8 protein-coding genes are annotated in these 15,091 nt (G+C 49.7%); all 8 read left to right on the top strand.

Annotated features, from left to right (window positions below):
- Positions 1-2 precede the first annotated feature (2 nt).
- A complete protein-coding gene (locus QZV31_RS07270; RefSeq protein WP_295359403.1) occupies positions 3-3,149 on the top strand; it encodes an efflux RND transporter permease subunit in 3,147 nt (1,048 codons plus the stop codon).
- Positions 3,150-3,473: 324 nt separating this feature from the next.
- On the top strand, positions 3,474-5,210 hold the full coding sequence (locus QZV31_RS07265) for an ABC transporter ATP-binding protein/permease (protein WP_295359402.1): 1,737 nt from the start codon (positions 3,474-3,476) through the stop codon (positions 5,208-5,210).
- Positions 5,211-5,353: 143 nt separating this feature from the next.
- The gene (locus QZV31_RS07260; RefSeq protein WP_295359401.1) at positions 5,354-5,890 is read left to right on the top strand and encodes a hypothetical protein; all 537 of its coding nucleotides are present in this window, start codon (positions 5,354-5,356) and stop codon (positions 5,888-5,890) included.
- A gap of 230 nt (positions 5,891-6,120) precedes the next feature.
- Positions 6,121-8,745, top strand: coding sequence for a calcium-translocating P-type ATPase, PMCA-type (locus QZV31_RS07255; protein WP_295359400.1), 2,625 nt, complete (start codon positions 6,121-6,123; stop codon positions 8,743-8,745).
- 50 nt (positions 8,746-8,795) lie between these two features.
- On the top strand, positions 8,796-10,103 hold the full coding sequence (locus QZV31_RS07250; protein WP_295359399.1) for a hemolysin family protein: 1,308 nt from the start codon (positions 8,796-8,798) through the stop codon (positions 10,101-10,103).
- A gap of 123 nt (positions 10,104-10,226) precedes the next feature.
- A complete protein-coding gene (gene leuA, locus QZV31_RS07245) occupies positions 10,227-11,924 on the top strand; it encodes a 2-isopropylmalate synthase (RefSeq protein WP_295359398.1) in 1,698 nt (565 codons plus the stop codon).
- A 340-nt stretch (positions 11,925-12,264) separates the two neighbouring features.
- The gene (locus tag QZV31_RS07240; protein WP_093729347.1) at positions 12,265-13,614 is read left to right on the top strand and encodes a pyruvate carboxylase subunit B; all 1,350 of its coding nucleotides are present in this window, start codon (positions 12,265-12,267) and stop codon (positions 13,612-13,614) included.
- Between the two features lie 122 nt (positions 13,615-13,736).
- Complete coding sequence (locus tag QZV31_RS07235; RefSeq protein ID WP_093729346.1) at positions 13,737-14,927, top strand: anaerobic nitric oxide reductase flavorubredoxin; 1,191 nt, start codon at positions 13,737-13,739, stop codon at positions 14,925-14,927.
- Positions 14,928-15,091 lie beyond the last annotated feature (164 nt).

Below are 15,091 nucleotides of genomic sequence, written 5' to 3'. Positions count from 1 at the left end.
AAGTGGCTAAGTTCTTTATCGACCGACCGATATTTGCAATAGCCCTTTCCCTGGTCATCGTCTTTGCCGGCGTAATTGCAGGGTTCAGTCTTCCTATTGCACAGTATCCCAATATTACAAAACCCCAGATTGAAGTGGAGACCAACTATGTGGGCGCTAACGCTTCCACTGTAGAAGAATCGATAGCCCAGGCTATTGAGCAGAAGGTAAACGGCGTGGAAAACATGCGAGACATGCGTTCTACTTCTACTAATACCGGCCGTTATGTATTAGATGTTAACTTCAATCTGGAAAAGAACGGAGACATTGCCTCTGTAGAAGTGCAGAACCGTGTAGACCAGGCCAAGGCTTCCATGCCTACCGAGGTTACCCAGTACGGTATTACCACGGCCAAGATGTCTTCCCAGACGATCATGTATTTTGTACTGACGTCCCCGAATAAAACCTACGACGGCATGTTCCTGAAAACCTACGGGGCTTCTAACGTAGTAGACCCGATTAAGCGTGTTAAAGGCGTGTCCTCCGTTGGTGAATACGGCCCGGAATACTCCATGCGTGTGGAACTGAAGCCGGACCTTATGGCTCAGCTGGGGCTGACTGCATCCGATGTTGCCGCAGCGATTCAGACACAGAACATCCAGGCTCCCGTTGGTTCCATCGGTTCCAAACCCACCACCAACGATTTGGAATTCAAATATTCTGCCAGTGCCGAGGGCCGTCTGAAAACCCCGGAAGAGTTTAGTAACATTATTGTCCGGGCACAGAATGGACAGATTTTAAAATTAAAAGACATCGCCGATATTTACGAAGGCGAACGTATGGATACACCTGCTTCCCTGTTCCTGGATAAGGGCGTAGGCGGTGAATCGGTCGTGTATCCCATTTCCCTGACTTCGGATGCCAACGCGATTGAAACCGTTGCCGAAATCCGAAAAGTACTGGAGGATGCCGAAACCCGGTTCCCTCCGGATATGAAACTGATCGTTGCCCAGGACAAGACGCAGTTTGTACGGGAATCTCTGGAAAAAGTTGCCCACACGTTCTTTGAAGCATTAGTCCTCGTTTTAATTGTAGTGTACATCTTTTTGGGAAATTTCCGGGCTACCCTGGTTCCCATGCTGGCAGTGCCCGTTTCTCTGATCGGTACTTTCGGCGCTTTCGTATTATTAGGCTTTTCCATTAACACCCTGTCCATGTTTGCCATGATCTTGGCTATCGGTCTGGTAGTGGATGACGCTATCGTTGTAGTGGAAGCCGTGGAACATCACATTCAGGAAACCGGCCTGTCTCCGAAAGAGGCGACCTACCGGGCCATGAAAGAAGTGTCCGGCCCGGTTGTGGCCATTGCCTGCGTGCTGGCAGCCGTGTTTGTGCCGATTTCTTTCATGAGCGGTTCTACCGGCCAGCTGTACAAACAGTTTGCCCTGACCATTTCCGTATCCATGATGCTGTCCGCTGTGGTTGCGCTATCGCTGACCCCGGCTCTCTGCGCCAAGCTGCTGAAGCCCCATTCCAGCGCGGCAAGTGAAGAAGCCAATAAAGGATTTATCGGCAAAGTGATTTACCGGTTTAATGTGTGGTATGCCAATACCCTGGCGAAATACACGACTCAGGTGGGCAAGTGCATCCGCTATTCCAAGCTGATGATGTGCGGTCTGTTGGTTATTTGTATTTTGACCGGCCTTTTGTTTAAAATTACTCCGTCCGGTTATGTGCCGGATGAAGATCAGGGCATGTATATCATTTCCTACAATCTGCCGGAAGGTGCGTCTTCCAACCGGGGCATGAAGCAGATGGAAGATTTCGCCCGAAAGCTGGGTGAACTGCCGGGCGTCCGGTATGTAATGCCCATTAACGGTTTTGATATTCTGAGCAATGCACCGAAAGCCAGCGCCGGTATCATCCCTGTGATGATGGAAGAGTACGACAAACGTTCTACCAGTACGTTCGAACTGATCCAACGCACCTACGCCTTGGCAGCCCAGACGCCGGAAATGAATATCATGGCCTTTAACGAGCCGGCGCTGCCGGGTCTGTCCAGTACCGGTTCCCTGAGTATGTATATCATGAATCTGGCCGGTGACTCCATTGAGCAGATGAATACGTACGCTCAACAGTTTGTCATGAAAGCCAACCAGCGTCCGGAAATCGGAATCGCGTATACCACGTTTAATACGGATACCCCGGGTTATAAATTCAACGTCAACCGCGAAAAAGCGGAATCCCTGAACGTTCCAGTAGCCAGCGTGTTCACTACGCTGCAGGCATTTTTGGGCGGTATGGAAGTGAATGACTTCAATAACTTCGGCCGTACCTGGAAAGTAGTTATGCAGGCCCAGCCCCAATACCGTGATGATGTCAAGAATATGCGGTTCTTCTTTGTCCGCAGCAACAACGGCGAAATGGTTCCGTTGGACTCTCTTGTCACTGTGGAACCGGAAATGACAGTTCCTTCCATTACCCGGTTTAACGGCGCCAGCGCCTTTAAGATTGCCGGTTCCCCGGCAGACGGGTATTCTACCGGTCAGGCCATGGCGGCGCTGGAAGAAGTGGCCCACGAAGTACTGCCGACCACCTACACCTATGAATGGACCGACCAGAGCCGTGACGAACGGGAAGCCGGCGACCAGGCTTACGGTCTGTATGCGATTTCTCTGGTCTTTGTATTCCTGGTGCTGTGTGCCCTGTACGAAAGCTGGACCATTCCCATTGCGGTACTGCTGTCGGTTCCCCCGGCGGTTATGGGCTGCCTGGGTTCCCAGTTCCTGCGAGGCCAGCAGAATGATATTTATATGCAGGTTGCCATGATTATGCTGATCGGGCTGGCGGCCAAGAACGCCATCCTGATTGTGGAATATGCCAAGATGAATCTGGAAGGCGGGCAGGACGTGGTGACGGCAGCCATCAATGCGGCCCATCTCCGTCTGCGTCCCATTCTGATGACCTCATTCGCATTTATTCTGGGCTGTCTGCCCCTGGCTATCGCTACCGGCCCCGGTGCCGGTTCCCGTGTATCCATGGGTAACGCAGTAGTAGGCGGAATGACCTTCAATACATTCGTAGGCATCTTCCTGATCCCTGTACTGTTCGTGGTGGTGGAACGGTTCTTCAGCCGCGGCAAACATAAAGACGAAATGGCTGACCTGTAACTCATTGTTATTATTGTAATGACGATTCGTGACAGTTGTTTTATCATGTATGATTGTTTATTTGTTGGTTCATGTACATCACGGTTGTGAAAAATCCGTAAATATTACTGTCTGGCATGTGGAAACACTTGCCAGACGTTTTTCTTTCTTATAAAATAGGAATGTAATTTGTCTCCTTAAAAATGATACATACGGTTAAGACAGATTATTTATCAGAAAGAAATGGCATAACTGATGCTAAGACAAAAGACCACGGGAAAACGTGCATACGGGTGTCAGCACCCTTAATTATCAGTACTTGTAATTATATAAAGGTGTCTTCAAATGAAAAAAATGGATGAAAGCGTCCGCTTTGTAAAAAATGTCTGGGCGCTGACAAAATCATATTGGCAGAGCGAGGAAAAGAAAAAAGCCTACCTGCTGCTGCTGGCCATCATTGCGCTGACCTTGGGCGTGGTGTTCATGTTGGTGCAGCTCAACCAGTGGTACAATATTTTTTACAGCGCGCTGCAGAATTATGAAAAAGAAAAAATTTTTTCGGAACTGTTCCATTTCAGCTGGCTGGCTTTTATTTATATTATCCTGGCCGTGTACGCCTTTTACCTGCAACAGGTGCTGATCATCAACTGGCGCCGCTGGCTGACCAATGAATACATTGACGAGTGGCTGAACCATAAGACCTATTACCGCCTGCAGATGTTCGGGACGGCAACCGATAACCCGGACCAGCGTATCAGTGAAGACGTCCGGATGTTTGTGGAATACACCCTGCGTTTTGGCATCGGCATCCTGAAAGCGTTTACTACATTTGCATCTTTTGTGGTAATCCTGTATAATTTATCGGGTCCGCTGCAGTTCAAACTGGCCGGAATGGATATTCATATCCCGGGTTATCTGGTATGGACGGCCCTGTTGTATTCCATTATCGGCACCTGGCTGACCTATAAGGTAGGCAACAAACTGGTCGGCCTTAACTTCGTGCAGCAAAAATACGAAGCAGACTTCCGTTTTGCTATGATGCGTATGCGTGAAAATGCGGAGAGCGTAGCCTTTTACAGTGGGGAAGGCCATGAAGGCAGCGTTTTTAAGAAACGCTTTTCTCTGTTGCTGAATAATTTCTGGAGCATTATCAAGAAGCAGAAACAACTGACCTGGCTGAACAGCTGGTACTCTCAGATCGCTATCATTTTCCCGCTGGTAGTGGCCATGCCCCGGTATCTGGCCAAAGAAATCACATTGGGCGGTCTGATGCAGATTTCCAGCGCCTTTGGCCGTGTGCAGGAAAGCCTTTCCTATTTTGTGGATATGTATTCGTCGATTGCGGAATGGCAGGCTGTGGTAGAACGTCTCACCGGTTTTGGCCTCCATATGCAGCAGGTGAAGCAGGAGAATGCACAGCAGGATTTACAGCGCAAGCCCGGTGCTTCTGACGCTATTGTGGCAACGGATATGGATGTCACGCTGCCGGATGAATCCGCTGTTTTGCAAAACGTTTCCTTCACGCTGAAACCCGGCACCAATGTGCTGATCAAAGGCGTGTCCGGCAGCGGAAAGAGTACACTGCTGCGTGCGCTGGCCGGAATCTGGCCCTATGTGAAAGGCACGCTGGAAATTCCGGAAGAGAGCAAGCTGATGTTCATTCCCCAGCGTCCCTATCTGCCGCTGGGCACATTGAAGGAATCCCTCTTGTACCCCGGGACGGAAAGCCGGACCGATGAGGAACTGAAACAGCTGATGGAAGACTGCTGTATCGGATACCTGTATGAAAAGTTGTATCTGGAAGCGGACTGGAGCCACGTACTTTCCGTAGGCGAACAGCAACGGCTGGCTTTTGTCCGTGCTCTGATTTACAAACCGGTATGGCTGTTCCTGGATGAAGCGTCTTCCGCTTTGGATGAAGAAACCGAAGCGAAGGTCTACACGCTGCTGATGGAAGAAGCGCAACAGACTACCCTGGTCAGCGTAGGCCACCGCAGTACCCTGAACAAATATCATCAGAAAGTATTGTATCTGGATAAAGAAACCCATTCCCTGTACTGGCAGGAAAAGACTCTTTTGTGATACAATAAACAGTATCGCAGATTGTATATAATGATGCTTTGTAAGGAAATGCTGCCTGATCGGCGCTTCCTTTAAAACCGGATGACAGTGATTGGCAGCCGGAAAATAAATTTTATTCAAATATATGTAGAGAGGTGTTTAACATGGCATTGGAAAATGTGAAAGATCAGATGGGTAATACGAATCCGCCCAGAGTGAAAGCGGAACGGTTTGACCAGTTTATGAAGGACCATGAAGTCAGCGGCTTCCATAGGGAAGAGTACGACGATCAGTTCCGTACCGTCGTGTACTTCAGCGGACTGCAGACGGCAGGACAGCAGCAGTTTGTGCAGGTTATTCTGAATGATTCCATTTACGGTATGATTAAAGTGCTGGTGGGTCATAAAGTGGTGAATGAACAGAACCAGGCTAAAGTGCTGGAATACCTGAACCAGCTGAACAACCGGTTCGGCGCGTTCAAATACATCGTGACCCCGGACGGAAATCTGGAACTGGATTGCAGCCTGATTGCCAATGATGAGACGTTTGATCCGGAAGCAATCATGGTCATGCTGCTGAACGTAATCCAGCCTCATCTGGAAAGTGAACTGCTTCGTCTGCCTGCGGTAGTGGGCGGCCCGGTAGGCGTTAATGTAGAAGAAGAAGAGAAAGACGAACGGCCGATTCATCCGGTACATTAATAATGATGCGGTGAGGATAAGATATCGCAAAACCGTCTACGATTGCTATTCCATGGATTCATTCACCTGTGGCTTCGGAACTCGGGACTTTGTCCCTCAGACAGCCTCGCCACGGCGGCGAATTTCATCTCATGGAATAACGCAATCGTTTCCGATGTTTTGCTCATATCTTTTCCTTACTGCTTATTTTTATTCACAGTAACAATCTGTCTTAACTATTAGGAGACTCCATGACTAAAATTGGTCTGACCAGCGAAGAAGCTGCACAGTCATTAAAAAAATACGGAAACAATGCCTTAAGCAAACCGCCGCAACAGACGTTTTTTGACAAACTGCTGGACAATTTCGGGGACCCCATCATCCGTATCCTCATTGTGGCTTTGCTTGTCAATGTGGTTTTTGTGTATATGGGTTACGCGGACTGGATTGAGACAGCGGGTATTTTTGTCGCGATTATACTGGCGACGTTTGTGTCCACACTGTCTGAATACAGCAATGAGAACGCCTTTCAGAAGCTGCAGGAGGAAGCCAGCCGCATCACCTGCAAGGTATGGCGCGACGGAAAACCGGTGGAACTGCGCATTGACGATATTGTAGTCGGGGATGCGGTGCAGTTGGAAAGCGGGGACAAGGTCCCGGTGGACGGTTTGTTGCTGGAAGGGTCCCTGAAACTGGATCAGGCTGCTTTGAACGGGGAAAGCGAGGAAGCGAAGAAAAAGCCGGCTTCTCCTGATTTTTCCTGGGGGACAGAGACGGATTTCCTGAATCCGTACTGCCTGTATCGCGGTTCTGTCGTAGTGGAAGGACAGGGCCTGATGCGGGCGGAGAAGGTCGGCGACGCGTCCGTCTACGGGCAGCTGGTACAGGAATTAAAGGAAGTGGAACGGGACAGCCCGCTGAAACTGAAACTGAAGCATCTGGCGGATAAGATCAGTTACTTCGGCTATGCAGGAGGCCTGCTGGTTTTTATTGCGGTGTTGCTGCACAAGATGTTCCTGGCAGGCGGCTGGGCGCTTTATGTTGCCAATACGGCCCAGGTCCTCAGCGATGTGGTGCAGGCGCTGATCCTGGCTGTCATCATCATCGTGATGGCGGTGCCGGAAGGACTGCCCCTGATGATCGCTATCGTTTCTTCCCTGAATATGCGGAAGATGCTTAACGACCATGTGCTGGTCCGCAAACTGAACGGGATTGAAACGGCAGGCAGTTTGAACCTGCTGTTTACGGATAAAACCGGTACCATCACCAAAGGACAGTTGGAGGTTGTGGACTTTATCACCGGAGATCTGAAAGAATACCTGTCCTTTGACCGGCTCCCTGTTCCGATTCGGGAAATGACCTATGAAAATGTGGTCCTTAATACGTCGGCTGCTGTTGCGGAAGGCGCCATTGTAGGCGGAAATATTACGGAACGGGCCCTGACCCGGTATATTGGCGATTACCGTAAGCTGCAAATGCCGTTACGGAATACGTTTGTTCCTTTTAACAGCGCCACCAAATACTCCTTTGCGGGAGTACAGGGGACCAGTGAATATACCCTGGCCAAAGGCGCGCCGGAAAAACTGCTGCAGTACTGCGATTATTACTGGGACGAAAAAGGGCACTGCCTTCCTTTTACAGAGGCCATGAAACAGGCTCTGGATGAGAAGATGGTGGAACTGGCAGGCCGGGCCATCCGCATGCTGGCCTTATGTACCTTCCCAAAATCCGTTTACGGACCGGAACTGCCGCAAAAAGGACTGGCCCTGACGGGAATTCTGGCGATTCGGGATGAAGTGCGTCCGGAAGCGGTGGAAGCCATTCAAAAAGTACACGAAGCCGGCGTGCAGATTGTCATGATCACCGGAGACCGGAAAGAAACGGCTGTGGCTATTGCCAGAGATGCCGGACTGTTGCAGCGGCCTGAAGAGCAGGTGTGGACCAGTCAGGAACTGGCGGCTATGTCCGATGAAGAGGTAAAACTCAATCTTCCTTTCCTCAGGGTGGTATCCCGGGCACTGCCTCTGGACAAACTGCGTCTTGTCAGTATTGCCCAGGAAATGAATCTGGTAACGGGCATGACCGGCGACGGGGTCAACGATTCCCCGGCCCTGAAACGGGCGGATGTGGGGTTTGCCATGGGCAGCGGCACGGAAGTGGCCAAAGAAGCCGGCGATATAGTGATCCTGGATGACAATTTCCTGTCCATCAAGCAGGCGATTTTGTACGGACGTACCATTTACAATTCTATCTGTAAGTTTATTACGTTCCAGCTTTCCATCAATTTTTCCGCGGTGCTGATTAACTTCATCGCGCCCTTTATCGGTGTGGAAAAACCGCTGACCATTATCCAGATTTTGTGGATCAACCTGGTGATGGATACGTTGGCAGCCCTGGCTTTCGGCGGCGAGCCGGCGCTGGAAAAATATATGCAGGAACGGCCCAAGGAACGGGGCGGCCCCATCGTTTCCAAAGGCATGATGTCAACAATTGTACTGGGCGGCTTATGGATGACGCTGGTAGCGGTTGCGTTTTACAAAAGCGCGTGGGTGGATTCCCTCTTCCGTGACGCGCCAGACCATATTTACACCTACACCGGCTTTTTCTGCGCCTACATTTTCATGGCGGTGGCCAACGGGTTTAACGTCAGGGTAGAAGGACTGGACCTGTTTGACCATATTCTGGATAATAAAGGGTTTATCCAGGTCATGGGTGGCATCGTTCTCATCCAGTATCTTCTGACGCTGTTTGGCGGAAGCGTACTTCGCACGGCCCCGTTGCACGGACAGGAGTGGGGCGTCGTCATTATTTGCGCTTTGTCCATCATTATAGTTGACTTGCTGCGTAAAGTGTTCCGGCAGCATCTCCTTAAATAAGAACTCTGGTGACGTTAAAAGCAATCACAAATGAGGAAGGAATTAGTTTCATGATTGTTGAAAACGAACTGTATGAATATGTTGTGATCCTTATCTTTTTTCTGTGCGGCTCCGCCTTTTATTCCGCGTCGGAAACGGCGCTCAGTACCGTGAGCAAGATTCGCATGAAGCATCTGGCCCGGAACGGGGACAAGGATGCCGCAGGGATATTAAAACTGCTGGATCATTTTGACGAAGTTCTTTCCACCATTTTGGTGGGCAATAATATTGTCAATATAGGTACGGCCTCCATTGCTACCCTTTTGTGTATTAAACTGATCGGGGATGAGGGCAGTGTCTCCATCGCTACTGCTATTACAACCGTAGTTGTACTTGTTGTGGGAGAAATTTCGCCCAAAAGCCTGGCGAAAGAATATTCCGAACCGTTTTTGCTGTCCGTACATAAGCTCCTGTGGTGGAATACCTGGCTGTTTGCTCCCCTCAATTTTGTTTTTAAACAACTGAAAGGTTTTCTCAGCCATAAGATTTCTGGGAAAGGGGAAGCCAAGCCAACGATTACGGAAGCTGAACTGAAAGTTATGGTTGACGAAGTGGAAAACGAAGGAACCATCAGTGAGGAAGAAAGCGATCTGATCAAATCAGCTATCGAGTTTAACGACATCCGGGTGAAAGAAATCCTGACGCCCCGGGTTGATATGGTAGCCTGTAGTGTGACCAACAGCAATGCGGAAATCTATCGTTTGTTTACCACAAACCATTTTACCCGGATTCCCGTTTACGATGCGGAAGAAAACAATATTATCGGATTGCTCCATGCCAAAGATTTTTACAATTCCTATTTAAAAGACCCGAAGTTTAACATTAAAACGATTTTAAAAAATATAGCGTATGTCCATCGCTCCACGAAAATTTCTCTGCTGCTGAAAAATCTCCAGCACAATAAACTGCAGATGGCTGCGGTCATTGACAGTTACGGAAGCGTTGCCGGCATCATTACGATTGAGGACATACTGGAAGAACTGGTTGGGGAAATCTGGGACGAACACGATGAAGCCGTGTCCGTGTTCCATAAACTGGGAGACAACAGGTACCTGGTCTCCTGCGACAGCAATTCCCGGAATGCCAGCCTGCGCGACCTGTTCGAATACATCCAGCTGGACTTTGACCTTTACAATCTGGAAAACCAGTCCATCAGCGGCTGGGTCGTGGAATCCCTGGGGGAAGTACCCCAAAAGGGAGATACGTTTACCTACCGGGATTTAAAAGTTGAGGTTACGAAAGTAGACCAGCACAGACTGAAGAAAATAATTGTGACCCATTTAGCCGGAAACGGAAAGCAAACTCCTGATGAAAAATAACCGGGAGACTGGTTTTTTCAGGATAGGCTGCAACAGAAATTGACTTATTTTTTACAAATTGATATAATTTCTGTTACATACATGGGAGTTTTTTCCCGTTTAAGGAGAAGAGAGGATTAGAAAATGAAAGCACCTGCCAAGAAGTACATCCCGTTTGCACAGATTCCGCTGGAACACCGGGACTGGCCCGATCATGTAATTGACAAAGCGCCCGTATGGTGCAGCGTAGACCTGCGGGACGGCAACCAGGCGTTGGTAACGCCCATGCAGCTGGATGAAAAGCTGCGCATGTTCCAAATGCTGATCGATATCGGTTTTAAGGAAATTGAAATCGGTTTCCCTTCTGCTTCCGAAACAGAGTATGAGATTATCCGTACCCTGATCGAACAGGACCTGGTGCCGGATGACGTGACGCTGCAGGTGTTGGTGCAGGCTCGTCCGGAATTGATCCGGAAGACGTTTGAGGCAGTGAAGGGCGCTAAAAATGTGATAATCCATTTTTATAATTCTACGTCCACCCTGCAGCGCAAGATTGTGTTCCAGAAAGATATGGACGGGATCGTTGAGATTGCGGTGGAAGGCGCAAAGCTGATCCGCAAACTGACGGAAGAAGAAATTGCCCGCAGCGGCATGAATATCCGCTACGAATATTCACCGGAAAGCTACACCGGTACGGAACAGGATTTTGCCGTCCGTATCTGTCATGAGGTTATGGAAGCGCTGGGAGCGACAAAAGAAAATCCGGTTATCATTAACCTGCCTGCCACGGTGGAAATGTGTACGCCCAACACCTATGCAGACCAGATTGAATATTTTATCAAGCATCTGCCCAACCGGGAAGCCGCGATTATCAGCCTGCATCCCCATAATGACCGGGGTACCGGCGTAGCCTGTGCGGAACTGGGCCTCCTGGCCGGTGCGGAACGCATTGAAGGCTGTCTCTTCGGCAACGGGGAACGGACCGGTAACCTGGATATTGTAACGGTGGCGTTGAATATGTACACCCAGGGCGTAGACCCCGGACTGGATTTCCATGACATCCAGGCGGTGGGCAAAGTCTGCGAAGAGTGTACGAAGATGTCAATCCCGCCCCGGCAGCCTTATGCGGGCCAGCTGGCGTTCACTGCCTTTTCCGGTTCCCATCAGGATGCCATCAAAAAAGGCTTTGATTACATGAAACAAACCGGCACGGAGTATTGGGAAGTTCCCTATCTTCCCATCAATCCGGCGGATATCAACCGGCAGTACGAACCCATCATCCGGATCAACAGCCAGTCCGGTAAAGGCGGCGCAGCCTTTGTGCTGGAAAAGGCGAAGGGCTATCGCATGCCCAAGGCCATGCAGCCGGAATTCGGCGACATCGTCAAAGCTGCGGCGGATGCGTACGGTGATGAACTGAACGAATTGCAGATCGTGGAACTCTTCCAGAAAGAGTTTATCGACCTGAAGGGAAAATACGAAATCATCGAGCGCCATTTTATTTATGAGAAGCACAAAGAACAGGATAACGACAACCCGACGATTTTTACCGGCGTAATTGCTGTGGACGGCAAACCGGAGGATGTGATGGGCCGGGGGAACGGTCCTATCGATGCGTTCTTTAATGCGCTTTCCAAAGTGGGCATTACCGGCTATAAGTTTATTAACTACGACGAACATGCAATCAGCGTCGGCTCCAATGCCAAGGCTATCTGCTATATTGAACTTCAGAAACCGGACGGAAATCACATTTTCGGTGTAGGCATTCACAGCGGTATCGTTGTGGCGTCCCTGCTGGGAATCCTGTGCGCTATCAACCGGGCGGAAAAGCAGAAAGCGTAAGGATTTTCGATTGCGTATACGATTTCCGGTTTTTCAGGAAAGGCTGCGGTACATTCCGCAGTCTTTTTTATATGACAGTTTTTTATATTACAGTTTTGCAAAGATAATTGCATGGCGTACGATTAATAACAAAAGGTTTTTGTCATAAAAGTTCCAGGCTCCTGTTTCTGTAAAAAAATATTTCTATTTTAATCAGGAATTATTCTCAGTGTATTTTGTATACATGACCGGCTTTTTGTGTTATAATAAGGCGCGTAGGTTGTATGTATGGACATAATTTTTGACAAATTTTAAATTATTTAAATTTGATTTTTACGAAATCCGGTAAAGGAGTGTTAAGATGACAGAAGTAAAACCCTTGAAAATTACAGAAACCGTATTGCGGGACGGCCCGCAGTCTTTGGTTGCGACCCGGATGCGGGTGCAGGATATGATTCCGGTTCTGGAAAAACTGGACAACGTTGGTTATCATGCTATTGAAGCCTGGGGCGGCGCGACCTTTGACGCCTGCCTGCGTTTTTTAGATGAAGACCCCTGGGGCCGTCTGCGGATTTTGCGGCACCGGATGCCGAACACACCCATCCAGATGCTGTTGCGGGGCCAGAATCTGTTAGGCTACAACCATTATGCGGACGACGTAGTGTCTGAGTTCATTAAAAAGAGCGTGGAAAACGGCGTCTCCATTATCCGTGTATTTGACGCGCTCAACGATACGAGAAATCTGGAAACTTCCTTTAAAGCAGGCAAGAAGGCCGGAGCCCATATGCAGGGCGCGCTGGTTTACACAACCAGTCCGTATCACAAACCGGAGGACTTTGTGCGGCTGGCCAAGGAAATGGTACAGATGGGGGCCGATTCCATCTGCATTAAAGATATGGCGGGTCTGTTGAGCCCCTACGGCGCGGAAAATCTGATTAAAGCATTGAAAAAAGAAATTGCGGTTCCGCTGGAACTTCATAATCACTGTACCACCGGTCTGGGTCACATGACCGCGCTGAAAGCGGCGGAAGCCGGCGTGGATATTCTGGATACGGCGCTGGCCCCGTTCTCGGGAACCACAAGCCAGCCCTGTACCGAAGCCATGGTGGCCACGTTGGCGGAAAGCCCCCGGGATACGGGACTGAATCTGGAAACGTTAAATGAGCTGGCAGAATATTTCACCGGCGTCAAGAGTAAAATTGTCAATGAGTTCCATGTGAACCCGAACTTTAACGTAAATCCCAAAGTGCTGCTGTATCAGATTCCCGGCGGCATGCTGTCCAACCTGCGCAGCCAGATGGCAGGCATGGGCATCGGCGACAAGCTGGACGAAGTGCTGAAGGAAATGCCCCAGGTGCGGGAAGATTTAGGCTATCCGCCCCTGGTTACGCCTACCAGCCAGATCGTCGGTTCCATGGCGGTGATGAACGTGGCTATGGGCCGTTACAAAATGATTCCCCGCGAAGTAAAGGAACTGATCCGCGGCCGGTACGGCAAAACGGCCGGACCTATCAATCCGGAAGTGCGGAAGCTGGCCATCGGAGACGAGCCGGTCATTGACCACCGTCCTGCCGATGACATTAAGCCCCAGCTTAAGACCATGCGCGACCGTCTGGATGAAGCGGGCTATCCCGGCCTCAGTGTAGAAGACGTGTTGTCTTACGCGCTGTTCCCGGATGTTGCGTTAAATTATTTCCGCAGTCACAGATAATTGACAGGAAAACACGGTTTCGCGTTGTTACAGAGACGGTTTCTCAATATTTCAAAGATAAGGAAAACAACCTGGCTGATTTTTTTCAATAGCCGGCGGATAAGCCGGAAAGGAGACGTTGCATGGCTAAAAAGATTACCGATAAAGTAACCTGGGTAGGAAAGATTGACTGGGAGCTGGTGTATTTTCACGGACATGAGCTCTCCACCTACAAAGGTTCTTCCTATAATTCCTATCTGGTGCAGGACAAAAAGACGGCGCTGATCGATACCTGCTGGAAACCCTACGATGAGGAATATGTAACCAATTTAAAAGAAACGATCGACCTGAAGAAGATCGATTACGTGATCATGAACCACAACGAGATCGATCACAGCGGCGCCCTGCCTGCCCTGATGCGGGAAATTCCGGATGTGCCCATTTACTGCACCAAAAAAGGCGAAAGCATTATCCGGGGACACTATCATCAGGACTGGAACTTTGTGAACGTAAAGACCGGCGACACCCTGGACCTGGGTGACTCCAAACTTGTTTTTATTGAAGCGCCCATGCTGCACTGGCCGGACACCATGTTCACCTACATGACCGGAGAAAATATTCTCTTCAGCAACGACGGCTTCGGGCAGCACTTTGCCAGCGAAGAACTGTACAACGATAAAGTAGATGTTCATGAAATGTACAGCGAAGCCATGAAATATTACGTAAACATTTTGAATCCCTACAGCCCCATGGTGACCCGGAAGATTAAGGAAATCCTGGCCATGAACGTGCCGGTTGACATGATCTGCCCCAGCCACGGCATCATCTGGCGGGATAATCCCATGCAGATCGTGGAGACCTATCAGAAATGGGCGGCCAATTATCAGGAGAATCAGATCACCTTTGTGTACGACACCATGTGGGAGTCTACCCGCCGTATGGCAGAGTGTATCGCGGAAGGCATCCGGCAGGCTGACCCGGACGTGGTCATCAAGCTGATGAACGCGGCCAAAGAAGACAAGAGCGATATTGCCACGGAAGTGTTTAAGTCCAAAGCGATCCTGGTGGGTTCGCCTACCATCAATTATGGGTTCGCCTATTCTATCGGCGGCATGCTGGAGCTGATCCGGGGCCTGAAGTTCAAAAACAAAAAGGCCGCGGCGTTTGGCAGCTACGGCTGGAGCGGCGAAGCGGTAAAACAGATGACGGAACTGCTGCAGGGCGCAGGCTTTGCGATTGTCAATGACGGAATCCGCTGCCAGTGGGTGCCGGATGAAGCGCACATGGAAGAGTGCCGTCAGTACGGCCGTGCCTTTGGGGAAGCTGTAAAATAAATATTGCTGTGTTTTCGGTGTTGTAGTAAGAGAATGCGGCAAAAGGATTGACAATCATTCCGGCAAGTGCACAGATAGTTTAATGTACGGTTTGTTAAGGAAAAATGCAGGTGGTTTTCCTGTTTCGGGAGAATCACCTGCTTTACTGTAATGCAGGCTGCGTT

It is taken from the genome of uncultured Succiniclasticum sp., assembly GCF_902793885.1.
GTDB lineage: Bacteria > Bacillota > Negativicutes > Acidaminococcales > Acidaminococcaceae > Succiniclasticum.
Note: the sequence above shows the minus strand (reverse complement) of the source record. Positions and strands in the feature narration are given on the sequence as shown.